The 22,357-nt window shown below is 57.9% G+C and carries 23 protein-coding genes; 18 read left to right on the forward strand and 5 right to left on the reverse strand.

Annotated elements, in window-relative coordinates:
- The first annotated feature begins 8 nt into the window (after positions 1–8).
- From cbiE to DLM45_RS10965, 7 genes are all read left to right on the forward strand, one after another.
- Positions 9–1,232: a precorrin-6y C5,15-methyltransferase (decarboxylating) subunit CbiE gene (cbiE, locus tag DLM45_RS10935; protein ID WP_181337141.1), complete on the forward strand. Its 1,224-nt coding sequence runs from the start codon at positions 9–11 to the stop codon at positions 1,230–1,232.
- A complete protein-coding gene (locus tag DLM45_RS10940; RefSeq protein ID WP_181337142.1) occupies positions 1,229–1,621 on the forward strand; it encodes a cobalamin biosynthesis protein in 393 nt (130 codons plus the stop codon). The genes cbiE and DLM45_RS10940 overlap by 4 nt, the downstream gene beginning before the upstream one ends.
- The gene (gene cobM / locus DLM45_RS10945) at positions 1,618–2,382 is read left to right on the forward strand and encodes a precorrin-4 C(11)-methyltransferase (RefSeq protein ID WP_181337143.1); all 765 of its coding nucleotides are present in this window, start codon (positions 1,618–1,620) and stop codon (positions 2,380–2,382) included. Before DLM45_RS10940 ends, cobM begins: the two co-directional genes overlap by 4 nt.
- Complete coding sequence (locus tag DLM45_RS10950; protein WP_181337144.1) at positions 2,379–3,710, forward strand: cobyrinic acid a,c-diamide synthase CobB; 1,332 nt, start codon at positions 2,379–2,381, stop codon at positions 3,708–3,710. The genes cobM and DLM45_RS10950 overlap by 4 nt, the downstream gene beginning before the upstream one ends.
- Before the next feature lie 148 nt (positions 3,711–3,858).
- On the forward strand, positions 3,859–4,059 hold the full coding sequence (locus DLM45_RS10955; RefSeq protein WP_181337145.1) for a NepR family anti-sigma factor: 201 nt from the start codon (positions 3,859–3,861) through the stop codon (positions 4,057–4,059).
- On the forward strand, positions 4,056–4,616 hold the full coding sequence (locus tag DLM45_RS10960; protein ID WP_181337146.1) for a sigma-70 family RNA polymerase sigma factor: 561 nt from the start codon (positions 4,056–4,058) through the stop codon (positions 4,614–4,616). The genes DLM45_RS10955 and DLM45_RS10960 overlap by 4 nt, the downstream gene beginning before the upstream one ends.
- A gap of 65 nt (positions 4,617–4,681) precedes the next feature.
- Entirely contained in the window at positions 4,682–5,488 is an 807-nt protein-coding gene (locus DLM45_RS10965; protein ID WP_181337147.1) for a response regulator, read from the forward strand.
- 84 nt (positions 5,489–5,572) lie between these two features.
- Here DLM45_RS10965 and DLM45_RS10970 read toward each other — a convergent pair whose 3' ends face one another.
- The 3 genes from DLM45_RS10970 to DLM45_RS10980 form a co-directional block, all read right to left on the reverse strand.
- On the reverse strand, positions 5,573–6,064 hold the full coding sequence (locus DLM45_RS10970; RefSeq protein WP_181337148.1) for a PRC-barrel domain-containing protein: 492 nt from the start codon (positions 6,062–6,064) through the stop codon (positions 5,573–5,575).
- Positions 6,065–6,263: 199 nt separating this feature from the next.
- Entirely contained in the window at positions 6,264–6,437 is a 174-nt protein-coding gene (locus DLM45_RS10975) for a DUF1328 domain-containing protein (RefSeq protein ID WP_181337149.1), read from the reverse strand.
- 284 nt (positions 6,438–6,721) lie between these two features.
- Positions 6,722–7,507: a Crp/Fnr family transcriptional regulator gene (locus tag DLM45_RS10980; RefSeq protein ID WP_181337150.1), complete on the reverse strand. Its 786-nt coding sequence runs from the start codon at positions 7,505–7,507 to the stop codon at positions 6,722–6,724.
- A 265-nt stretch (positions 7,508–7,772) separates the two neighbouring features.
- Here DLM45_RS10980 and DLM45_RS10985 point away from each other — a divergent pair, with 265 nt between their 5' ends.
- Positions 7,773–9,176 carry a sensor histidine kinase gene (locus tag DLM45_RS10985; protein ID WP_181337151.1) on the forward strand — a complete coding sequence of 468 codons (1,404 nt, stop codon included), beginning with the start codon at positions 7,773–7,775 and terminating at the stop codon, positions 9,174–9,176.
- A gap of 17 nt (positions 9,177–9,193) precedes the next feature.
- Here the strand turns inward: DLM45_RS10985 and DLM45_RS10990 are convergent, their stop codons facing one another.
- Positions 9,194–9,625 carry a response regulator gene (locus DLM45_RS10990; protein WP_181337152.1) on the reverse strand — a complete coding sequence of 144 codons (432 nt, stop codon included), beginning with the start codon at positions 9,623–9,625 and terminating at the stop codon, positions 9,194–9,196.
- A gap of 125 nt (positions 9,626–9,750) precedes the next feature.
- Positions 9,751–11,745, reverse strand: coding sequence for a sensor histidine kinase (locus DLM45_RS10995; RefSeq protein WP_181337153.1), 1,995 nt, complete (start codon positions 11,743–11,745; stop codon positions 9,751–9,753).
- A 730-nt stretch (positions 11,746–12,475) separates the two neighbouring features.
- On the opposite strand from DLM45_RS10995, the gene zrgA reads away from it, so the two are divergent.
- From zrgA to DLM45_RS11045, 10 genes are all read left to right on the forward strand, one after another.
- Positions 12,476–13,096, forward strand: a complete 621-nt coding sequence (gene zrgA, locus DLM45_RS11000; RefSeq protein ID WP_181337154.1) for a zinc uptake protein ZrgA — start codon at positions 12,476–12,478, stop codon at positions 13,094–13,096.
- 20 nt (positions 13,097–13,116) lie between these two features.
- On the forward strand, positions 13,117–13,857 hold the full coding sequence (locus DLM45_RS11005; RefSeq protein ID WP_181337155.1) for an ABC transporter ATP-binding protein: 741 nt from the start codon (positions 13,117–13,119) through the stop codon (positions 13,855–13,857).
- Positions 13,854–15,113, forward strand: a complete 1,260-nt coding sequence (locus tag DLM45_RS11010; RefSeq protein ID WP_246317326.1) for an ABC transporter permease — start codon at positions 13,854–13,856, stop codon at positions 15,111–15,113. The genes DLM45_RS11005 and DLM45_RS11010 overlap by 4 nt, the downstream gene beginning before the upstream one ends.
- Positions 15,114–15,134: 21 nt before the next feature.
- Positions 15,135–15,701 (forward strand): DUF3299 domain-containing protein, encoded by a 567-nt coding sequence (locus DLM45_RS11015; protein ID WP_181337156.1) that lies wholly within the window; start codon positions 15,135–15,137, stop codon positions 15,699–15,701.
- A 133-nt stretch (positions 15,702–15,834) separates the two neighbouring features.
- Complete coding sequence (locus DLM45_RS11020) at positions 15,835–16,863, forward strand: sulfate ABC transporter substrate-binding protein (protein ID WP_181337157.1); 1,029 nt, start codon at positions 15,835–15,837, stop codon at positions 16,861–16,863.
- A gap of 336 nt (positions 16,864–17,199) precedes the next feature.
- Entirely contained in the window at positions 17,200–18,471 is a 1,272-nt protein-coding gene (locus DLM45_RS11025) for a porin (RefSeq protein WP_246317327.1), read from the forward strand.
- A gap of 166 nt (positions 18,472–18,637) precedes the next feature.
- A complete protein-coding gene (locus DLM45_RS11030; RefSeq protein WP_246317329.1) occupies positions 18,638–19,312 on the forward strand; it encodes a helix-turn-helix domain-containing protein in 675 nt (224 codons plus the stop codon).
- A gap of 232 nt (positions 19,313–19,544) precedes the next feature.
- On the forward strand, positions 19,545–20,381 hold the full coding sequence (cysT, locus tag DLM45_RS11035; RefSeq protein ID WP_181337159.1) for a sulfate ABC transporter permease subunit CysT: 837 nt from the start codon (positions 19,545–19,547) through the stop codon (positions 20,379–20,381).
- Complete coding sequence (gene cysW / locus DLM45_RS11040) at positions 20,382–21,284, forward strand: sulfate ABC transporter permease subunit CysW (RefSeq protein ID WP_181337160.1); 903 nt, start codon at positions 20,382–20,384, stop codon at positions 21,282–21,284. It begins immediately after the preceding gene.
- On the forward strand, positions 21,274–22,356 hold the full coding sequence (locus DLM45_RS11045) for a sulfate/molybdate ABC transporter ATP-binding protein (RefSeq protein WP_181337161.1): 1,083 nt from the start codon (positions 21,274–21,276) through the stop codon (positions 22,354–22,356). Before cysW ends, DLM45_RS11045 begins: the two co-directional genes overlap by 11 nt.
- Position 22,357 lies beyond the last annotated feature (1 nt).

The following is a 22,357-nucleotide window of genomic DNA, read 5'->3' on the forward strand; positions in this document are numbered from 1 at the left end:
GCCATGCCATGAGCAGCCGCTGGTTGTCCATCATTGGAGTTGGGGAGGACGGGCGCGCGGGTCTCAGCGCGGCGGCCAACTCGCTCATCGACAGTGCAGAACTGGTAGTCGGCGGACAGCGTCATCTCGATCTGATCGGCGCGACGACGGGGCGGCAACTCAAGTGGCTTACGCCGCTTGACGCGACAGTTGCAGAAATTCTGGCATTGCGTGGACGGCCTGTCGTCGTTCTGGCGTCGGGTGATCCTTTCTGGTTTGGCGCGGGCGTAACGATTGCCCGTTCTATCCCCGCTGAGGAAATGCTCGTGCTGCCGTCGCCATCCAGTTTTTCGTTGGCTGCGTCGCGTCTGTGCTGGCCGCTGCAGGATGTCGAGACGCTTGGGCTCAACATGCGAGGGTTGGTGCCTCTGTTGCGCCGCCATGTTCATGACGGGCGGAAAATTATCGCTCTTGCACTTAACGGAGAAACACCCCGTGACGTGGCTGCCCTTCTTGTTTCTGCGGGCTACGGGCCGAGCCGTCTAGCGGTTATGGAAGCGCTTGGCGGGCCGCGCGAACGCGTCCGCCATGCCACGGCGGAAGGCTTCGATCTCGATAGCGTCGATCCGCTCAATGTGATCGGGATCGATGTTGTTGCTGGTCCCGACGCGAGGCCAATTCCTTACACTTGCGGGTTGCCGGATGATTATTTTGAAAGCGACGGGCAGCTTACGAAACGAGAATTTCGCGCGGTGACGCTGTCGTCTCTGCGGCCGTCTCCCGGTGAGTTGCTTTGGGATGTGGGAGTCGGGAGCGGGTCCATCGGCATCGAATGGCTTTTGGCGCATCCGGCTAATCGAGCGATTGGTATCGAAAGGGACGATGTGCGTGCTGCGCGTGCGGAGCGTAATGCCGTGGCGCTTGGTGTGCCGCATTTCGATATTCGCCGTGGCGGTGCGCCTGAAGCATTTGCTGGATTGCCTGCGCCAGATGCGATCTTCATCGGTTGCGGAACGGATGGCGGAAAGGCGATTGAAGCGGCGTGGGCCGCGCTGAAGCCGGGCGGGCGGATCGTTGTCAACAGCGTGACGCTCGAGTCGGAGCAGGCGCTGATCGCTGCTTATCATTTGCACGGCGGAACACTGACGCGATTGAGTGCGGAACGCGCGGAGCCGATCGGCCGGCGCATGGCGTGGCGCCCGGCGTTGCCCGTGGTGCAATGGGTGTGCGTGAAACCGGCGAGCACGACATGATCGCAATCGGCATCGGAGCGAACAGTCGCGCAACGCAAGCTGATTTTGCGGTGGCGATCGACGGCATGCGTGGGCTCGCGGGCGGAGTCGATGTTGTTGCGACTGTCGATGATTTGAGCGCACTTGATGCTCTCACGATGACGACCGCCGATTTGGGTATCGCGTTGCGTGCATTGCCGGTAGCTGAATTGCTGCAACGTAAGGAACAGTGTCTTACGCATTCAGAGCATGCGCAGGCGCGTTATGGTCTGCCCTCGGTTGCGGAAACGGCGGCATTGGCGGCGGCAGGCCCGAGCGCGAAATTGATTGCGCCGCGGCGGATATTTGGCGGCGTGACAGCCGCTGCAGCGGTTACGCACGACAATCGCGAAGGAGCGGGCGGGCCATGACGGTGCACTTTATCGGTGCGGGTCCGGGTGCCGCGGACCTCATCACGGTGCGTGGGCGAGACCGGATCGCGCAATCGCCGGTCTGTCTTTATGCTGGATCTTTGGTGCCGCGCGCTCTGCTGGATTATTGCCCGGCCGGGGCTGAGATCATCGATACCGCGCCGATGACGCTCGACGAAATCATTGCGCATATCGAACGGGCAACGCGCGACGGGAAGGACATTGCGCGGCTTCATTCCGGCGATCTCTCGATATGGAGTGCGCTTGGGGAGCAGCTGCGGCGGCTCGACCGTCTTGCCATTCCCTATACGATTACGCCTGGTGTTCCGGCGTTTGCTGCTGCTTCTGCTGCGCTTGCCCGTGAGCTTACGCTTCCGGAAGTGGCGCAATCAGTGGTTTTGACGCGGACGTCTGGTCGGGCGTCTTCGATGCCTGATACCGAAACGCTGGAAGCGTTCGCTGCAACGCGCGCGACGCTTGCGATCCACTTGTCTATTCACGCGATCGACGATGTGGTTGCGCGTCTTCTGCCATTGTATGGAGCAGATTGTGCGGCCGCAGTCGTCTGTCGTGCGTCATGGCCGGAGGAACAGATTATTCGGGGAACGCTCGGAACCATTGCGGGAGACGCCGCTGCATTGGGGCTGGAGCGAACGGCGCTCATCCTGGTCGGCGCGGCGCTCGCGCATGAGGATTTCCGCGACAGCGCTCTTTACAGCGTGGATTACCGGCGGCGGTTTCGCGGTGGCCAGGACGCATGACACACGCGCTCACATTGCCCCCGGGTCTGATCGTCGGCGCGCCAAGGTCGGGTTCCGGTAAGACGACACTTACGCTCGGATTGTTGCGTGCCCTTCATCGCAGAGGGTTGAGCGTTCAGCCATTCAAATGCGGTCCGGACTACATCGATCCTGCGTTCCATGAGCGGGCGGTTGCGCGGACGTCTTACAATGTCGATAGCTGGGCGATGCGTTGGCCACTCGCGGCGACGCTGATGTCGAAAGCTGCGGAGGGCGCGGATCTTTGCATCGCGGAAGCGTTAATGGGCTTCTTCGATGGTGTGTCGTTGCCCGGGCAATGGGGCAACGGCGCGAGCGCCGATCTTGCTGCAGCGACCGGCTGGCCCGTTATCCTCATTCTCGATGTCTCGGGTCAGTCGCAGACGGCAGCCGCCGTTGCGCGTGGCTTTCAAGGATTGCGCGAGGGCGTCACTATAGCGGGCGTCGTTCTCAATCGCACGGGAAGTGAGCGGCACATTCGATTGGCGTCCGATGCGATGGCGGCGGTTGGGCTGCCGGTTGTCGGCGCATTGCCGCGAACGCCGACAATTATCCTGCCCGAGCGGCACCTGGGGCTTGTGCAAGCCGAGGAGACCGAAGCGCTTGAGGCGCGTCTTGATGCGCTGGCTGATTTTGTCGAGGCGCATGTGGATGTGGGGCGGCTTGCTGGACTTGCCCTGTCCGGGACGGTGACTGTTGAAGCGCCTCCAGCCGTTCGCCCGCCGGGACAGCGTATTGCGTTGGCGCGTGATGCTGCATTTTCATTTGTTTATCCGCACCTCATCAAAGTGTGGCGCTCGGCGGGCGCGGAGATCATTCCGTTTTCTCCTCTAGCCGACGAAGCGCCAGACCCGACTGCCGACGTCGTCTGGCTCCCGGGGGGTTACCCCGAATTGCACGCTGGCGCGCTGGCGGCGGCAAGCAACTTCAAGGCGGGCATGCGCCGTTTTGCAGAAACGCGTCCCGTGCATGGGGAGTGCGGAGGATACATGGCGCTCGGAGCGGGCCTTGTAGACGCGGACGGCGCGCGCCACGAGATGCTTGGTCTCCTTGGCCTCGAAACCTCGTTCGCTGTTCGAAAAATGACGCTCGGTTATCGCAAGGCCCGGTTGCTCGCTGCCTGCGCGCTTGGGGAAGCCGGTCGGTCGTTCGCGGGGCATGAATTTCATTATGCCAGCGTGACCTCATCGACGGATGAAGAGCTGTTTGCGCTGACCGATAGCGACGGACGTGCAGTGCCTTCCGGTAGCAGCCGACGCGGCCTCGTTACGGGCTCGTTCTTTCACTTAATAGACAACGCCGCGCTTTAGCGGCTGCTATCACATTGAATTTGCTTAATAATTAACTCTTCTTGACGCCGCATGCCGCGTGCGGAACTTTTCAGCGCCGTCAGGCATTTATCACGATGAACGTTAAGGCAGATCCGCGATCCGCGGCATTGAAATAGGGGTCTTTTTGATGGGCACCGACAGTGCTCCCAAAGGAGGGGATTCGGTCAGCATGCAGACACCGATTCCGGCTGAGCTCCAAGGGCAGATCGGACAGCGCCTGCGTGAAGTTTATAACGAATTGATCGGCGAACCTGTGCCTGATCGTTTCGTTCAGCTTTTGCAGCAGCTGAAGACGAGTGAAGATCAAAGTGGAGGCCAAGGAGCGTGACTCAGCCTTCGAGCGATCTTCAAACTTTGCTAATTGGTTCCGTCCCGAACCTGCGCGCGTTTGCCAATTCGCTGTGTGGCGATCCCACACGAGCGGATGATCTTGTGCAAGATACACTCGTCAAAGCGTGGACCAATCTTCAAAGCTTTCAAGAAGGCTCGAACCTGAAAGCGTGGCTTTTCACTATTCTCCGAAACACGTATTTCTCGGAGCTTAGGAAACGTCGCCGAGAGGTTGAGGATGCGGATAACGCGATGGCGGAGCGCATGTCTGTGCTTCCCGAGCAGCAAGTCCGCATGGATCTTATCGACTTCAAGAAAGCGTTCGGAACGTTAAGCGACGATCAAAAGGAAGTTCTGCTTCTGGTGGGTGCGGAAGGATTTTCGTACGAAGAAGCAGCTGAAATTACCGGCGCGGCTGTTGGCACTGTGAAGAGCCGAGTTAATCGCGCGCGCGTCGCCTTGGCCAAAAATCTCGGGTTGGAAGCTGGAGAGACTTTTGCTTCCAGCAACGATTTTATCGGTCTTGTTCGTATGGGGCAGAACGTCGTGCGGTAGCTGGGGGAAGTCCCGCTTCTCGCCGGTATGAACACTGAAGAATAGAAATTCGCGAGGTATCTTTAATGTCGATCGCCGAATCTATCGCTCCTCATCTTCCCTATCTGCGGCGGTATGCTCGATCGCTGACAGGCAGCCAGCTGTCAGGCGACAACTATGTGGCAGCGGTTCTCGAAGCGTTGATCGAGGATTCCAGCACGTTCGATAAATCTCTTTCGTCTCGTGCGGCGCTGTATCGTGCGTTTACGAAGGTTTGGAATTCGGTGGCCGTCAATCGCGTCGGCGAAGAACCGACATCGCAGGATAAATCTCTTCCTGAGCGGCGGCTTGAATCGATTACCCCGCTGCCGAGGCAGGCGTTTCTGCTCGTATCCGTGGAGGGGTTTACGACGGCGGAAGCCGCGCAGATTCTCGATGTTACGCCCGCGCATGTAACGGAACTGCTGCAGATGGCCGGCGCCGAGATCGCTGAGCAGCTATCGGCTGATGTTCTGATTATCGAAGACGAACCGCTGATTGCGATGGATCTTGAAGCGCTCGTTGTCGATATCGGGCACCGTGTTCAAGCCGTGGCGCGTACACACAAGGAAGCCGTTGCTGAGGTTGAGCGGAAGGCGCCGTCGCTGGTTCTTGCCGATATTCACCTTGCGGACGGAAGCTCGGGTCTAGAAGCCGTCAACGAGATTCTCGAAACGATTAGCGTGCCGGTGATTTTCATCACGTCCTTCCCTGAGCGCTTGCTAACCGGCACCAAGCCCGAACCGGTGTTCTTGATCACCAAGCCGTTTGAGCCTGCCGTTGTGAAAGCCATGATCAGCCAATCGCTGTTCTTTGACCTTCGCTCCAACAAGGCAGGCCAGCGCGCGGCCTGAACGAAATAATCTCTGGAAATTGAGAGGGCGCGGATGATGTCATGTCATCCGCGCCCTCATTTTATTTTATGCGGATCGCCAGCGCTATTTGGTTTCCGCTGGCGGGGGCGCGGGATGGTTTGTGCCAGCTGCGTTTTTTGCCTTGTCGGTTAAGCGCTCGGCATCTTCTTTCAGTTTTTCGATCGTGGATTTTTCTTTCCAAAGGTAGCTCGGGGCTGTTCCGAGCGTGTCTTTGGTAGCGTCGATTATCACGATTTGTTTGCCGTCTTTTTCACCGAATTTCAGTTCGGAGTAGGGTACGCCGATGTTCTTTTCACCCACGCCGAGAACTCCGCCGATGCCGATCACCGCGGTGGTGACTTTTCCGGTGGAGTCGAGAACGAGATAGTTGATGCTGCCGAGTTTGTCGCCGTTCGCGTTCTCAACGCTCAGGCCGACGATGCTCGAAGAGCTTTGCTCGCCGCTCGATTGCGAGGGAACGAATGATAGAGCATACGCTGATGTCGCGAACGCGGTAGGCGCGGCAACAAGAGCCGCGATCGTCGCGACGCGAACAAGAGTGCTTGATGTTCTCATAAGCAGGGCCTCCAATTCTTTGTGATCAAAGAATGCGGGGGCAGCCGTTTCGTTCCGGATGGCGTTTCATGTGCTTAGGAACGGCAGCAGGCAAAGCGCGCCAGGCATATCGTTCGAAAAGCAAAATCGGCCAGCGTGAGCCAGCCGATTGATGCGTCCGATGTCAGCAACGGATGCCGATTTTATAGACGGGTCAGCTTCACGCTCGCCGTACAAAGTTTGCGATAAGCGCGACGACGAACAGAACGATGGCGACCCAGAATAACAGGCGTGCGCCTTCCATAGCCGTGCCCGCTACACCGCCGAAGCCAAGAAACGCGGCCACGATGGCGACGACCAGAAACACGATAGCGTAGTGTAAAAGATTGCCCATCGTGGAGCCTCCAATTGCAATTCTCGATGGGAATAAAACGCTCTGCAATTGCCGTGGGTTCCACATTTCCGTCGCGAGTCGCGCGAATTTGCGGCGACGCGTTTTAACGGTGCGATGTGTAGGAGGGCTTGAAAAGAATGGACCCGCGTCGCTGGGGGGAAGCGTACGCGGGTCCTTATCTGGGCCGCACCTGGGGGCCACGGGGGAGTGGAGGGAGTAGAGGCGCGGTCACTTATAGAAAACTCGCTGTTGCGAGTGGGGTTCCGGGTCGAATTCAAAAAAAATCAGATGAGCGGACGTAAAAGCGGATCAGCTTCGAGGCCCGAAAGAGTGCGCATGGCCTTTTCATCAAGGATAGCAAAACTGCCTTCCTTCCAACGTATGATCTTTCGGTCGTTCAGGATCTTCAGTGTCTTGTTCGTGTGAACCAGAGACAGACCAAGAGCGTCGGCCAAATGTTGCTGGGTGATGGGAAGGGCGAGGTTGTTTCCGTTGCCAAGACCGAGGAGCTGAGCTCTTGAAGCCAGATGCTGCAAAACAAACGCAATACGCTCGAGTGCCGATCGTCGGCCGACGGCGAGGAGTTGTTCGTCCAGTAAGCGTTCCGAACGCGATGCGATCCATGTCAGGTCGTAAGCGAGTGAGGGAAATTTCTTGTAGAGCGTCCAGATTTTGTCGCGTGGGAAAACGCACATGACCGTGTTGGTCAGTGTTTCAACGGAGTGCTGCATTTCGTTGAACATCGATGTTTGCAAGCCGAGAAAATCGCCTGGCAATGCGAAGTTCAGAATTTGTCGACGGCCATCGGGCAGAGATTTGAAGCGGAATGCCCATCCGGAAAGTATCGTGTAGAGGTGCGGGCTGCTGTGACCTTCCATAAGCACGGTCGTGCCTTGGTCGGCCACCAACTCACCCGATTTCATCCATTGAATGAAATCGAGTTCGTCCTGCGATACGTCACAAAAGCAGGCGAGTTTCCTCAACGGACATTTTACGCACGGAGTTTGTTGCGATTCGCGAGCGGCAGCGCGACCGCGCGCCGATTTTTTTGTATTGCCCTGGCCGGTCATGCGAAGTGCCCACCTGCTTCGACACCCTCGCCGTCGTCATTTTGTCTATCCGGGGAAAGCCGGAAGACGCCCTGAATGATATGCTGCATGCATCGACTTTCGTAGCATTCGTCACGCATTGTTCGAGGCGCTGGCATGGCGCCGGGGAGATCGAGTAGCCGGAAAAGGCTCACTTCTACAATATCAAAAGACATAGCATCGCCGGTCAAGACGCTCTAAGCATCAGCCCTCGCGGCTTGGATCTTGGGTTACGATTCGACATTCGATGGCATTGCATACGCCCAGCTTACCTCGTGCGGTTGCGATTTGGATCGGGATTGCGGTTCTTTCCGCGGTTGCAGCCCTTGCGGCTTGGCGTTGGACGGTTTCGGCGGCGGGCGGTGCAACGCATACGCAGGTCGTGCAGCAGCAGCTCGCCAGATGGTGGAGTGCTGCGCAGGATCTCGAGAACGGGCAGCGCGGTTATCTTTTGACCGGCGATGAGCGTTACTTGGCCCCTTATCGGTCTGCCAAGGCATCGCTCAACGGCATCTATTCCGACCTTAGTCAGATGGTTGCGAACGATGCGCGGGACACAGCCGTCGTCCGAGCCATTAACGATACGATCAACAAGCGGTTGGCGAGCATTGATCTCGTGCTCGCGGAAGCGGCCCAGACCGGAGCCAAGACAGCGCTCCGTACTGCGGACTATGCGCATGGCAAGGAGATGATGGATCGCCTGCGCCAACAGTTCGCCGTGGCGCAGCTCGAAAAGCAGACGCTGTTCGAAGCTCGTATCGTGCAATTTCGCGACCGGAGTTTTTGGTTGCTCGCTGCTTTGCTGGCATCGTTGCTCGCCAGTGGAGGGCTGGCGATGATTGCGATCGTCAGAGAACGGCAACGCGCGGCGGCGCTTGAATTGACGGCACTCGCTTTAACATCAGCCAACCGGTCTCTTGAAGAACGTGTCGCTGCGCGCACCGAGGAACTCGCGGATGCGCGCGATAGAGCGGAAGTGGAACGGGAGCGCGCGGAAGCTTTGCTTCGTGACGTTACGCATCGCATCGGGAATACTCTGTCGCTCGTTGTCGGCTTCATCAATTTGCACATTCGCCATACGACCGACGAGAGGTCGGTCAAGACGCTGACGGGTGCGCGCGATCGCATTCACGCCATCGCCAGTGCTCAGCGGCGTATCAACGTTGCTAACGATCTGGAGCTGGTGCGTATCGATACGCTTATTCACGACGTTATGGGCGACGTTGTTGCGGCGACCGCTGAAGAGAAGATTACGCTCAACGTCGACGTTCGGCCGCTGTTGGCCCCGGCACAGATCGCAACTTCACTGTGCGTTCTCGTTCAGGAGTTTGTCATCAATTCCTTGAAGCATGCGTTCGTCGATGAGCCAAAAGGCAATATCAGCGTCTGTTTGAGAAAGACCGGCGAGGATATGGCGGATCTGATCATCGAGGATGACGGCGTGGGTCTTCCTGAGGACATGCGTCAAGACAAGGTTGAGGCGGCGAATGTGCACGAAGGTCTTGGCACCAAGATCGCGGCTTTGCTCACGCGACAGTTCGCAGGAACAATCCGTTATGAGCTGGCATCGCCTGAGAACGCCGCTCGGCCGGGAACGCGAGTCATCGTTCGTCTAACCGAACTTCCGCTGACAGAGTCGTCAGACGGTTGATGGCGCTGGTGCAGGGATCAAGCGACGTTCCAGCGTTTTGCGTATGCAGGGGACAGCGAGAGCCCGTACGGCTTTGGCCGGGTGGCGCATCCCGTCGTCATGCAGTCCTTGACGAAGCGGATTGTCGATTTGATGCTTTGTTCTGATAGAGGTTTCGTGAGGACGCCGCATGCGGAGCCAAAGTCGTCGGGAATTCCGTCTGGGTTCGATGTGGTGAAGATCACCACTATTCCGTTTTCCTGCCAGAGTCGGCGAGCGAGTTCCGGTCCGGTCGCGCCGTCGCGCAGGTGAACATCGACCAGAGCCAGATCGCATTCCGCATGTTCCGCCAATCGCATTGCCGCGCGCACGGTGGCGGCGACTCCTAAAACCTGATGTCCCAAGTCTCTAACGATTGCCTGAAGCTCTTCAGCCTGGATCGGTTCGTCTTCTGTGATCAGAATATTCAAGGTTTCCCGCCCTTGTCCTAACCGCGCTCTCTCATTGGAGAAGGCGTTAGGTGAGCAACGCGGTGCGGTGCCAAGGGTTCCTGGCCTTCGGTCAGTTGCGTGCAAGCGATGCTATTGAGGCACGGTCAGCCCGTTGCTGGCGCGGACGACGGCCGCGGAGGGACTGTGCCAAGCGTGCCGACTGGCCCCTTCAAGCTCCAACGAAGATTCCCGGCATCTGTTTGCAGGCTCGAATGCAGCTTCAAGCCCTGAGTCGAAAAGCGCTCAACGACTGAGTGACCGTATTTCTTGCGCCGATTGGAATCGTAAGCCGGTCCGCCGGTTTCCTCCCACATGATTTCGATCGTCAGCGGTGTCGGGAAGCGCCAGGACAGCTTTGCTTCACCCGTGGCGACTGACAGCGCGCCGTGCTCGACAGCGTTCAGGGCAAGCTCGGTGAGCACCATGCCGATGGTTTGCGCAGCTTCAGGCGCGAGTAGGAACGCCGGTCCCGAAATCTTGACGCGACTTGCGTCGGCGCGCGCGACGACCTCGATCTGGGCCGATGCCAGGGTGCGGAAATCGACATTTTGCCAATCGGACGCAACGATCAGATCCTGCGATGCGGCGAGGCCGGCGACGCGTAGCGTGAAGTCCTTGAGATACGCCTTAATGTTGATGGCGTCGCGCGCGGTTAATCGCGCCATGGCCAGGATGAGCGCCAGGAGATTCTTGGAACGATGAGAAACTTCGCGCAGCAGCGAATCCGTGCGTGCCAACGCCAGCCTTTGGTTGGTGACGTCCGACGCAATTCCCACCAGACCCGAGACGTTGCCGCGGTGATCTTTCAACGGCGAGGCGTCAATCGACAAGCAACGATCTGTCCCATCGAAACAATGCAGCGCGATATCGAAGGCAAACGACTGCGCGTGATGCAGCGAGCGATTTACTGCGTGCAGCAAGCGTCGGCGGTCTCTTGGCGTCGTGCGTCGCAAGAGTTCAGCGATCGTCGGTTCCTCAGCGCCGGAGGGCAAGCGCAGCAGCGTTCTTGCGGGTGTATCCCAGTTAATCTTTCTGCTGGCGACGTCCCAGTTCCAGGCGAATAGACCGCCGGAGCTTAACGCGAGACGAAGGCGGTCTTCGTCCATTGCGCCGTGTCCTGGCAACGGTGAGTCGACGCGCTTGAACTGGATGGTATTCGAGTCCAAGCGCGATCCGCCGCTCAGGCCAACTGCTTCGCCGGTGTCCGACTTCCGGGGATTTGGTATGCGTTCATTCAGGTCCAGGACGAGCCTCTGCGTTAATGTTCTTCCCGCTGCCAGCGTTGCAGCGCTGAGAAGACAAGTAACGACCAAGAGACGTCCCCAGTTGCGCTGTGCATCGGAGTTAACCGAGGCAAATGAGGTCGCAGCCCCGACCCGAAGACCAAGGTCAGATGGTTCCGATAGTGCTTTGGCGTACGATGCTGATGGCGCGCTAGTGTTCCAATCCGAGTTGCTACCGAATTGTGTGAAGACGCGGCCATCGCGACCGGCCAGAGCGATCGACCACTTAGGGTCTGATACAAAGCCGCTCAGTATTTTCGAAAGGTGCGACGAAGGAACGTGAATCTGCAACACGGCTGTGTTTCCGCCGCTCTTGTCGTCAACGGGCAGCCAAAGGTCGATGCCAACGTCGTCGCCTTCCGAGAACGTCGAGACTTGCGGCGTCTTGGATGAAAGTGCGAGCGCCGCTGGCGTCTTCTTATCGTCCTCTGTACTCGGATTGCTGGCGCTGAGGATCGTTTCCGGTCTCAGGATCCGGACGCCGGTTCCTAAGAAGGCGCTTAACTCTGTCGATGTCACCGCAGGCGATGCACTGGAGGCGGCAGCGACGGTGTGGATGAGGCTCGTCATTTGCTGTTGGAGCATCGACGACGCGAGATCCGCCCGCGTTTCGGCAGCCTGGACGAGCGTCGAACGATCCCGGGTATTCAAGACCGAGACGACGAATGTGCTCAGGGCGATCCAGGGGAGGAGAAGGACGCAGACAAACGCCCAGGCGGGGGTGCGGCTCAGGAGGTTGCTAAATGCACGCACATACGTATTCGGGCTGCGTGTGCCCTGGCCTTCCCCCCCTTCCTCTTTGCGATTTTCAATCATAGCGCCGTAACATGCAGGAATCCTACATCACCATAATTCCAAAGGGCAATTTCGGTTCCGTACGCCTGCGGTTGAGGTGCGTTTTAGGCCGAAAATATCTTACTCATTCGTAACCACATTTGCCCTGGGTCGGTAATGCCACGATAGTGACATATCTCCGACCGACTTCTGGGACAGGGAATGATCGACCAAGCATGATGATGAAGCCCCGACGAATCCGATTGGCATGGCTGACGCTGTTTGCGTTCGGCGTGCAACTCGTCGTCGCTGCTGCTCATCACCATCCGTCACCGCGGCCGGGCGATCTTGCCTCACGAGCGATCACCGCGGGGTATTGTGACCAATCGGGTGTGGGCTGCAAACCCGATCCGTGCCAGCAGAATTCACATGGGTGTGCTCTCTGCTGGGCGACTGCTGCGGCAGGCCATTCTGTTCTGCCTCCTGCCACCGGTGCGCCCGTGGCGCCGTCGCAAATCGATGGGCGGATGAGCGTTGCCTCAAATGACTGTGCTGAGGTTGCGCATCGCAACTTTTTCCAAGCACGCGGTCCGCCCGCATTCGTCTGATCTTTGAGCGTCTCGCTGCCCTCTGGGGCGGGCGCTTTCCGCATGATCGACAAGTGTTTCTAATTCGATAGCAAAACCGGACGGTATGCCCCGCGCATGTGCGCTTGCTGGCGCCATAGACTGGCGACAGATGCGAGCTCAGTCGTCCATCAAGGAGACATAGGATGTTAAAGATTTGCAGCGGCCTCGTCGTCGCCCTTTTGGTTAGTGCTCCCGCGCTCGCGGACGAGACACGTCATCGCCAGCTTGGTGCGCACGTGCATGGAACCGGAACGCTCGACATTGTAATCGAGGGGCAAACCGTTTCACTGGAACTCGTCGCGCCGGGAATGGACGTCGTCGGGTTTGAGCATGCGGCTTCATCGGGCGAGCAGAAAGCCGCCGTTGAGAAAGCCAAGGCGTCTCTCGCGGATGTGACGAAGCTTTTTAAGTTCCCCGATGCGGCGAACTGCAAGGTTCAGACGGCGAGCGCTGAAACGCATCAGGAATCGCATCATGAGGAGGACCACGACCACAATCATGAGGGCCACGACGGACACGATCATCACGACAAACATTCCCACGATGCGGCCGACAAGGATGGCCATGCGGGGCATTCGGAATTCCACGCCACCTATCAGTTGAAGTGCGATGCGCCGGATAAGCTCACGCGGCTCGATACGGCTTACTTCTCAGAATTCTCAGGCGCGAAGGCGTTGAACGTCACGCTCGTTTCGCCCAAAGGGCAGACGCAGGCCGAGATGACGCGTGACAAGCCGATGCTCGACCTTTCGGGTGCGATGTGAGCGCTGGTAATCCTTCATTGATGGCGAATGACCCAGGGGAAGCGGCGGTTGAATCCCGTGACGCCGTTTCTTTCGAAGGCGTTCGTTATTCCTGGGGCGGTGCATCGCCGTTCACGCTGAGCGTCGATCGCTTTGCGCTGGGTCGTGGCGAGAAGCTGCTGCTGCTTGGGCCGTCCGGCAGCGGCAAGAGTACGTTTCTTAGTCTGCTGGCGGGAATCGTGACTCCAAGCTCCGGACGCGTCGAAGTGCTGGGAACCGACATGGCGCGTCTCAGCGGCGCGCGGCGAGACCGGTTTCGCGTCGAGCACTTCGGGATCATCTTCCAGATGTTCAACCTGCTTCCCTATGCGTCTCTGGTCGACAACGTTCTGCTGCCGCTCCGCTTCTCTCAATTGCGCCGGGAGCGGACGAAGGGACAGGGACCGCTTGAAGATGTAGCGGTTCGGTTGCTCGAAGCGTTGGGCATTGATCGGGCTGTTATCGACGGTGCAAAGGCTGCGAATCTCAGCGTTGGCCAGCAGCAACGTGTGGCGGCGGCGCGCGCTCTTATCGGAGCGCCGCAGATCATCGTTGCCGATGAACCGACCTCGGCGCTGGATCGCAATACGGAAGGCGCGTTTCTCGATCTCTTGTTCGATCAGAGCCGTGCATGGCAAGCCAGCGTCATGATGGTCAGCCATGATGAGAGCCTCGCGCGGCATTTCGATCGCGTTGTGCGGCTCAACGAGATCGCGACGACGACGCGAGGCAAAGCCCTATGATGATCGTCAGGCTTGCGCTGCAATCTTTGAGGAACCGCTGGGTAACGGCGCTTCTAACGGTTCTCGCGATTGCGATGAGCGTCATGCTGCTTCTTGGTGTCGAGAAAATTCGAACTGGCGCGCGGCAGAGTTTCGCCGATACAATTTCCGGAACGGACCTCATCGTTGGCGCCCGAAGCGGAAGTCTCAATCTGCTGCTCTATTCCGTGTTCCGGATCGGTAACGCCACGAACAACGTGACGTGGAAGAGCTATCAGGACATTGCGGCCATGCCGGATGTCGCTTGGATCGTGCCGATCTCGCTCGGCGATAGCCATCACGGATTTCGCGTTCTTGGAACCAATGGCGATTACTTCAAGCATTATAAATTCCGCCGCGGACAAGGCATCGAGTTCGCTGACGGCAAGCCATTCAGCGATCTCTTCGATGCGGTGATCGGTTCCGATGTGGCCGAAGCGCTCGGCTACAAGGTTGGCGATAAGATCATCGTTGCGCACGGTCTTGGGGCGATCTCGTTCGTTGAGCACGAGGACAAGCCGTTTCGCGTGAGCGGGATATTGACGAAGACCGGTACGCCGATCGATCGCACTGTGCATGTCAGTCTCGAAGCGATCGAAGCCATTCATGCGGATTGGCAGAGTGGCGCGCCGGTGCCGGGGCAAAGTCTTTCGGCCGACGAGGTGCGCAAGATGGATCTTGCGCCGCGTGCGATTACTGCGGCATTCGTTGGCCTAAAATCGAAGATCGCGACGTTCCGAATGCAGCGGGCGATCAACGGATATGCGGAGGAACCGCTTTCGGCGATTTTGCCGGGCGCTGCGCTGCAGGAACTTTGGGGCCTCATTGGTACGGCTGAAACCGCGCTTTCCGTCGTCTCTGCCATGGTCGTCGCCACGGCGCTGCTGGGGATGATGACGATGATCCTGACCACGCTAAATGAGCGGCGGCGCGAAATGGCGATCCTTCGCTCTGTTGGTGCGACGCCGGCCACTGTTCTCGGTCTGCTCGCAGCTGAGGGTGGGCTGCTGACCCTTGCGGGCGTCGTAACGGGTGTCGTTGGGCTTTATGCAACTCTTGTTTTGGCCCGGCCATTCATCGATCACACATACGGCCTCAGCCTGACGATCGATCCGCCACGCTTCGATGAATGGATGAAACTTGCACTCATTGTTGTGGCGGGATTTGTCGCCGCGCTTTTGCCGGCGATCAGGGCTTACCGCCTTTCGCTTGCGGACGGAATGACCGTCAGAACCTGACGAACGAATTGGAGACGACCTATGGGACTGCGAAATAAGCTGCTTCAGGGTGCCGTTGTACTGGCTCTTCTCGCGGGCGTCGTTCCGGCAGTTGCGTCGGATTCGCCGCAAATGCTCAAGTGGGCCGATCTCATCCCGAAGACCGCGCCTGCGCAGCCGTCAAAAGCAAAGACGTTCTTCGGCGGATCGACGCCGGTTCACGGAGATGACGCTGCACCGCCGCCACTCGCGGAAGGCAACTTCATGTCGGTCAAGCGCCGTCAGCCGGGTAGCGATCGGCCGCCTGAAGTTGTTGCAGACCTCGACGGAAAGTCTGTTTCGATCGGTGGCTATGTGGTGCCGCTCGATTTCGACGCGACGACTGTTAAGGAATTTCTGCTGGTGCCATTTGTCGGTGCCTGCATTCACGTTCCGCCGCCGCCTGCGAACCAGATTATCTACGTCAAGTCCGACAAGGGCTTCGAAGTCGGCGGGATGTTCGATCCGGTGACGGTTACCGGTAAGCTGACGACAGCTGTCGCATCAACGGGACTTGCCGATGCGGGCTATACGATAGCGGCCGATAGCGTGCAGCCGCGGACGAAGTAGCCGGGCGAAAACTAGAGAGCTGTTCAATTCCGGCGCTTGGCTTTCTCATAAGCTCAGCAGTTCTTCTTCGTTCATGAGCGTTTCCGGCGCCGATAGCCTCTCTCTCAGGTCAACTCAGCTTGAGAGGGTTCACATGTCATTGACGGTTCTTACGCGCCGGTCGGCAATTGCCGCAGCGCTTGGGCTCGGGATTGCCGGCGCTGCAGGGTATGCGTCGGCTGCAGAGAAAACGCTTCTGAACGTATCCTATGATCCGACGCGCGAGCTTTACGCCGATTTCAACAAAGCATTCGCGAAGCATTGGAAAGAGACGTCAGGCGAAAACGTCAGCATCAAGCAGTCGCACGGGGGATCAGGCAAACAAGCTCGAGCCGTTATCGATGGGCTTGAAGCTGACGTCGTGACCCTGGCGCTTGCCCGGGACGTGAACGGCATTGCGCAGCACGCCAAGCTTTTACCGGAAGACTGGCAATCGCATCTCGCCAATAATTCGGCGCCGTACACCTCAACGATCGTGTTCCTGGTGCGCAAGGGAAATCCGAAAGGCATCAAGGATTGGGACGATCTGGTGAAGCAGGACGTTTCGGTTATTACGCCGAACCCCAAGACATCGGGTGGCGCGCAGTGGAACTACCTCGCGGCTTGGCATTATGCCGACGTGAAGTATGGCGGCCAGGACAAGGCTAAAGAGTTTGTGACGAAGCTTTACAAGAACGTTCCGGTTCTTGATAGCGGCGCGCGCGGTTCGACCACCACGTTCGTTGAGCGCGGCGTTGGCGATGTCTTCATCTCCTGGGAGAACGAGGCCTTCCTTGCGATCAAGGAACTCGGGCCGGAGAAGTTCGAGGTTGTCGTTCCGTCGGTTTCTATTCTCGCTGAGCCGACAGTCGCTGTTGTTGACAAGAACGTCGACAAGCACGGCACCCGGAAGGTGGCGGAGGCTTATTTGAAGTATCTCTATTCGCCAGAAGGGCAGGAGATTGCAGCCCGCAACTACTATCGTCCGCGTGACGAGAAGGTTGCTGCCAAGTACGACAGCCAGTTTCCGAAAGTGAACTTGTTCACGATCGATGCCGCGTTCGGCGGTTGGACGAAGGCTTACGAAGCGCACTTCAAGGACGGCGCGTCGTTCGACCAAATCTATACGACGGGCAAAAGCTAAGCTTTCGAGCGTTCGGTGCAGCCCACGCTGCTGCACCGAACCGTTCTCGAATTTCGAAAGTGGCGGAATAGCTTGGCGATCTAAGTTTGCTACCTGCCTCGTAATCGCTTCGGTCTTGCCTGCTCAAAGAATGAGCATGTCCGTGGTGCTAGATAGCCACGCCGCTATTGCAGAAGCGGACAGCGATGATTTGCATCGATTCGGTATGCGCTATTTGGCGGTGGGAATCATTTAAATATCTAGACGGCTAGTTGGGGATCCATTCGGATCGAACGGGGGTGAATGATGACAGTCGGTTTGAAGGAGGGTTTGCTAACTAGCGCCGCAATACTCCTGATGGGGGCATCGGTGTTACCGGCAACTGCTGCGGATCTTGGCGGCAATTGCTGCGCGGATCTCGAAGAGCGCATCGCGGAACTCGAAGCGACGACAGCGCGAAAGGGAAATCGCAAAGTCAGTCTTACGATTTCGGGGTGGGTCAGCGAACAGATTGCCTGGTGGGATGATGGCACCGAGCAGAATGTTTACATCGGCACCAACCCGGTTGAGCAATCGCGCTTCCGCTTCATTGGCGAAGCTAAGATCGATAAGGATTGGTCTGCGGGATATGTGCTCGAAATCGGCGTGAACGGCGCGCCTGGCGGTCAGTGGGATCAGAACAATCTGAACGGCTCTGGTGCCAACAGCTTGAATGTTCGCAAGAGCAGCTGGTTCATCAAGAGTGCCAGGTTCGGTAAGGTTCTTGTCGGTCAAGACGGAACGTCAACGTATCACCTGCTTGACGACGCAGACACGACGATGACGCGAAATTTCTATGATGCCGAAGGTCCGCCGGACTATCAGGCCAAGTTCTTCGTGCGAGACCGGAATGGCGCGTTCATTTCGTCGGGTGGTGGCAATCTCCGCTGGAGCGACGTCACACGTGGGTTCAACAACTCAACGCCCGGCGACAACGGCCGCCGCAATATCGTTCGCTATGACACGCCGACGGTCGCGGGATTTTCCGCAACAACGTCGTGGGGAGAGGACGACATCTGGGATGCTGCTCTCATCTACAAAGGTGAGATCGGCGACTTCACGGTGAACGCGCGCGCGGGCTATGGACATTCGACGGATGGGCGCTCGACGGCGTGCCATACGGTTCCCTCGGTAGGAGAGAACGGCGATTGCGAATGGTGGGGCGTTTCGGGTTTCGTGCAGCACAAGCCAACCGGCCTGTTTGCATACGCAGGTTACGGCGAGCAGAACGACAACTCGCGGGCGGAATTTGCGATCAATCCGGAACTCGTCGACAAGACGGATACGACCTGGTTCGTTCAAGCGGGTATCGAACAGAAATGGTTCTCGCTCGGGAAGACCAACTTTTTCGGCCATTATCGCAGGGACGACGCCGGATCTAACCTGAACGCGTCAGGTGCGCTTCGGACGCAAAGTGGAACAGTCGAGTGGTGGGCGCTTGGCGCAGCTCAGTATCTCGATGCGGCAGAGACGATGCTGTATTTGGTTTACCAGCATACCGATGGTGAAGCGCTGATCGGCACCGATACGACGAGTACATCGTTGGCGGCGTTCGATCAGGTCATTGGGGGCGTTAAAGTCAACTTCTAGATCAAGCGCTTGCGGGCGTTTCATTGGAAGGGCGGTGCTTGGCGCCGCCCTTTTTCGTGCGGGGTGCTTGGGGAGCATAGAAAACGACCAATTTAAGCAGTGGCGTCTCGTGGTCATAAGCTCAGCACTTCTTCTTCGTTCCGTTGATATCGTCGGCTGACTATCGATGATTGCAGAATTTCTGCAGGCAACGGGCGAAGCAATGGGCGTGGCAAACGAGACGATAATGCCGGTTGGTCGGCAGCAAGAGGTTGTGACCAAACTTTCGGCCGTTGTTGGAGAAAACCTTCGCCATTTGCGCAGGCGTAACGGACTTTCACTCGAGCAGCTTGCTCATCTTTCCGGCGTTAGCCGTGCGATGCTGGGTCAAATCGAGTCAGGAAAAAGTGCGCCGACGATCAATCTTCTGGGGCGTATTGCGGACGCGCTGAAGGTTTCTGTTCCTAGTCTGATCTCAAATTCCAGCAGTGCTAGCACAGTTGTCGTTCTGCGCGAGAAGGCGACGATCGTGAGTTCGGGCGAAGGCGGGTTTACCTGTCGTGCGCTGTTCCCCTGGGGGGACCCGCAGAGCATCGAGATCTACGAAGTTACGATAGCGCCGCACCACAGCGAACGCATCGCTGCGCATTCGGCGGGCACCAGAAAGGCGCTTGTTGTCGTCACTGGCGAGGTCGAAGTGATCGTGGCGGAATATTCTCCGGCCCGGCTCTGCGCAGGAGATGCTGTTCTCTTCAACGCGGATACTGAGCATCGTCTTCGCAATGCGGGCGCCACCGAAGCAAAGGCGTTTCTTGTCGTCACCGCGGCGGATGGCAGTTGCTCGCGCGTGCGGGCGTTCTAACGCCACTCTCTCATTCAGCTCACGCCCTCAATTTCCCAAGTGGAATATCCTTAGCATGTCTTCTTCGTTAGCGGAGGCATGCCTCTCACTTAGTCTGCAGATTGTACGCTTTAACGGAGGCTAGAATGTTTCGCCAATATCGAGCGCGAGAAACTATTGCTTGGATTGGCTTTCTGGCCGCGAGCGCGTTCATTCTTATCATAACGATTTCTGTTTGAGGCGCGGGCAAGTCATGGCGGGGGCTTCCCACAAACGTGTTCTTCCGGGCTTCGGCTTGTCGCTCGGATTTACGCTTACGTATCTGTCGTTGATCGTTCTCATCCCTCTTTCAGCGGTGTTCATCGTATCGTCTTCTATGGCGCCGCAAGAGTTTTGGTCGGCGGTGACGTCGCCGCGGGTGGTCGCGTCGTACAAGCTGACATTTGGGACTTCGCTGTTGGCTGCCAGCATCAATGCGGTGTTTGGATTGCTGCTTGCCTGGGCGTTGACGCGCTACACGTTTCCCGGTCGCAAGATTATTGATGCTCTGATCGATCTGCCATTCGCGCTTCCAACGGCAGTCGCAGGCATTGCCCTTACTGCGATTTACGCAGGAAATGGCTGGGTTGGCAGCCTCTTGGAGCCGCTTGGCATCAAGGTCGCGTTCACGCCACTTGGTGTGCTTGTGGCACTGACGTTCATTGGGTTGCCGTTTGTCGTCCGCACTGTTCAACCGATCCTCGAAGATCTGGAAACGGAATATGAGGAAGCGGCCGCGAGCCTCGGCGCGACGCGCTGGCAATCGTTTCAGCGGGTTGTGTTTCCGACGTTGCTTCCGGCATTGCTGACGGGATTTGCGCTGGCATTTGCACGAGCTGTTGGCGAGTACGGATCGGTGATTTTTATCGCTGGCAATATCCCGATGGTCTCGGAAATTACGCCGCTGATTATCATTACCAAGCTTGAGCAATTCGACTATCGCGGCGCGACCGCTGTGGCGGCCGTTATGCTCGTGATTTCGTTCGTCCTGCTTCTTGTCGTCAATGCCCTGCAGGCGTGGAACTCGCGGCGCTTTGGAAGGAATTCGTAGATGTCGGGGACTGTCGCCACGTTCGACACACGCGCGCCAATCGCGAGCAAGTTCGAAGCCAACGCCGCGACGCGCGATCCTCCTTGGGTCAAGTATCTCATCGTTGGTTTGGGGCTTGCTTACGTCTCAGCATTTCTGCTGTTGCCGCTGGTTGCTGTATTTGCGGAGGCTTTCCGGAAAGGCATCGACGCGTACTTCACGGCGCTCATTGAGCCCGATGCGCTGGCAGCCATTCGCCTGACGTTGCTTGCTGCTGCGATTGCCGTTCCGCTTAATCTTATCTTCGGGCTGGCGGCTGCTTGGTCTATCGCCAAGTTCGAATTTCGCGGCAAGAATTTCCTGATTACGCTGATCGATCTTCCGTTCTCGGTTTCGCCGGTGGTTGCGGGGCTTGTGTATGTGTTGGTCTTCGGACGACAGGGATGGTTTGGACCGTGGCTGAGCGAGCATGACATCAAAATAATCTTTGCGGTTCCGGCGATCGTTCTGGCGACAGTCTTCGTGACGTTTCCGTTCATCGCGCGCGAACTTATTCCGCTGATGCAGGCGCAGGGCAGGGACGAAGAAGAAGCCGCCGTTTCTCTCGGTGCAAATGGCTTTCAGACTTTCTGGCGAGTGACGCTGCCGAACATCAAGTGGGCTCTGCTGTACGGGGTGATCCTGTGTAACGCGCGCGCGATGGGTGAGTTTGGCGCCGTATCGGTCGTATCCGGACATATTCGCGGAGAGACCAACACGATGCCGCTGCACGTCGAGATTCTTTACAACGAGTACCAATTCTCGGCGGCGTTTGCGGTTGCTTCGTTGCTCGCGCTTCTCGCGCTGGTGACATTATTTCTAAAAACCTACGTCGAATGGCGTGGACGCAAGATGAGTTTGGAAGGGCACGGACATGAGCATTGAAGTTCGCAACGTCCACAAGGCATTCGGGACGTTCAAGGCGCTCGACGATATCTCTCTGAATTTTCCGGACGGAGAACTCGTCGCGCTGCTCGGTCCGTCAGGCTGCGGGAAGACGACGCTGCTGCGCGTGATCGCGGGGTTGGAGCATGCCGATAGCGGCAGCGTGATTCTCGACGGTCACGATGCGACGGATCAGGATGTGCGCCAGCGTCGCGTTGGGTTTGTCTTTCAGCATTATGCGCTGTTCCGGCATCTCACGGTGTTTGAAAATATTGCGTTCGGATTGAGGGTGCGACCACGTTCGCAACGGCCAAGCGAAAAAGAGATCAGGGCGAAGGTCAATCGTTTGCTCGAACTTGTACAGTTGTCATGGGTCGCGAACCGTTTCCCGTCGCAGTTGTCAGGCGGGCAGCGCCAACGCATTGCGCTTGCCCGTGCGCTTGCGGTGGAGCCGAGCGTGCTTCTGCTCGACGAACCGTTCGGCGCGCTTGATGCAAAGGTGCGCAAGGAGTTGCGTCGCTGGCTTCGGGCGCTGCATGACGAACTGCATATTTCCTCGATTTTTGTGACTCACGATCAGGAGGAAGCTCTCGAGGTTTCCGACCGCGTTGTGTTGATCAACAAGGGTCGCGTGGAACAGGTCGGCACGCCAAAAGGGATTTACGAGCGGCCTGCGACGGCGTTCGCCTACGGGTTCATTGGCCCTGTTAACGAATTTCGCGGCAGGATCGAGGGTGGGTATGTGCGGGTTGGCGACGAGCGCTTGGCGCATAACGCGAGCAATCTGCGGGATGGGCAGGAGGTCGTTGCGTTTGTCCGGCCGCATGATACGGAGATCGTGCCGGATGCGTCTGACGATGGCATAAGCGCCAGTATCGATCGCATTCTTGGAAATTCTACGGTGGCGCGGATCGAGCTTGTCGCCGATGACGCGGCTCGCGAAAACCGGAAAGAATTTTTTGAAGTTGAAATTGCCGGAAGCGAAGCGGCGTCGCTAGGTCTTTCGGCCGGCCAGCGCGTTAAAATCAGAAGCAGCCGGCTGAGCGTTTTTCCAGAACAGAACGGTATATGAC

Origin of the sequence: Hyphomicrobium methylovorum (assembly GCF_013626205.1) — a bacterium.
Taxonomy (GTDB): Bacteria; Pseudomonadota; Alphaproteobacteria; order Rhizobiales; family Hyphomicrobiaceae; genus Hyphomicrobium_B; species Hyphomicrobium_B methylovorum.

Excerpts from the sequence above, each read along its gene's own strand:
- DLM45_RS10975 (WP_181337149.1), bottom strand. The coding sequence starts at position 6,437 with ATGGGCAATCTTTTACACTACGCTATCGTGTTTCTGGTCGTCGCCATC.
- DLM45_RS11025 (WP_246317327.1), top strand. The coding sequence starts at position 17,200 with ATGGGGGCATCGGTGTTACCGGCAACTGCTGCGGATCTTGGCGGCAAT.
- DLM45_RS10940 (WP_181337142.1), top strand. The coding sequence starts at position 1,229 with ATGATCGCAATCGGCATCGGAGCGAACAGTCGCGCAACGCAAGCTGAT.
- DLM45_RS11010 (WP_246317326.1), top strand. The coding sequence starts at position 13,854 with ATGATGATCGTCAGGCTTGCGCTGCAATCTTTGAGGAACCGCTGGGTA.
- cysW (WP_181337160.1), top strand. The coding sequence starts at position 20,382 with ATGTCGGGGACTGTCGCCACGTTCGACACACGCGCGCCAATCGCGAGC.
- DLM45_RS10965 (WP_181337147.1), top strand. The coding sequence starts at position 4,682 with ATGTCGATCGCCGAATCTATCGCTCCTCATCTTCCCTATCTGCGGCGG.
- cysT (WP_181337159.1), top strand. The coding sequence starts at position 19,545 with ATGGCGGGGGCTTCCCACAAACGTGTTCTTCCGGGCTTCGGCTTGTCG.
- DLM45_RS11020 (WP_181337157.1), top strand. The coding sequence starts at position 15,835 with ATGTCATTGACGGTTCTTACGCGCCGGTCGGCAATTGCCGCAGCGCTT.
- DLM45_RS10985 (WP_181337151.1), top strand. The coding sequence starts at position 7,773 with ATGGCATTGCATACGCCCAGCTTACCTCGTGCGGTTGCGATTTGGATC.
- DLM45_RS10970 (WP_181337148.1), bottom strand. The coding sequence starts at position 6,064 with ATGAGAACATCAAGCACTCTTGTTCGCGTCGCGACGATCGCGGCTCTT.
- DLM45_RS10995 (WP_181337153.1), bottom strand. The coding sequence starts at position 11,745 with ATGATTGAAAATCGCAAAGAGGAAGGGGGGGAAGGCCAGGGCACACGC.
- cobM (WP_181337143.1), top strand. The coding sequence starts at position 1,618 with ATGACGGTGCACTTTATCGGTGCGGGTCCGGGTGCCGCGGACCTCATC.
- DLM45_RS11005 (WP_181337155.1), top strand. The coding sequence starts at position 13,117 with ATGGCGAATGACCCAGGGGAAGCGGCGGTTGAATCCCGTGACGCCGTT.
- DLM45_RS10955 (WP_181337145.1), top strand. The coding sequence starts at position 3,859 with ATGGGCACCGACAGTGCTCCCAAAGGAGGGGATTCGGTCAGCATGCAG.
- DLM45_RS10980 (WP_181337150.1), bottom strand. The coding sequence starts at position 7,507 with ATGACCGGCCAGGGCAATACAAAAAAATCGGCGCGCGGTCGCGCTGCC.
- DLM45_RS10950 (WP_181337144.1), top strand. The coding sequence starts at position 2,379 with ATGACACACGCGCTCACATTGCCCCCGGGTCTGATCGTCGGCGCGCCA.
- DLM45_RS11030 (WP_246317329.1), top strand. The coding sequence starts at position 18,638 with ATGATTGCAGAATTTCTGCAGGCAACGGGCGAAGCAATGGGCGTGGCA.
- DLM45_RS11015 (WP_181337156.1), top strand. The coding sequence starts at position 15,135 with ATGGGACTGCGAAATAAGCTGCTTCAGGGTGCCGTTGTACTGGCTCTT.
- cbiE (WP_181337141.1), top strand. The coding sequence starts at position 9 with ATGAGCAGCCGCTGGTTGTCCATCATTGGAGTTGGGGAGGACGGGCGC.
- DLM45_RS11045 (WP_181337161.1), top strand. The coding sequence starts at position 21,274 with ATGAGCATTGAAGTTCGCAACGTCCACAAGGCATTCGGGACGTTCAAG.
- zrgA (WP_181337154.1), top strand. The coding sequence starts at position 12,476 with ATGTTAAAGATTTGCAGCGGCCTCGTCGTCGCCCTTTTGGTTAGTGCT.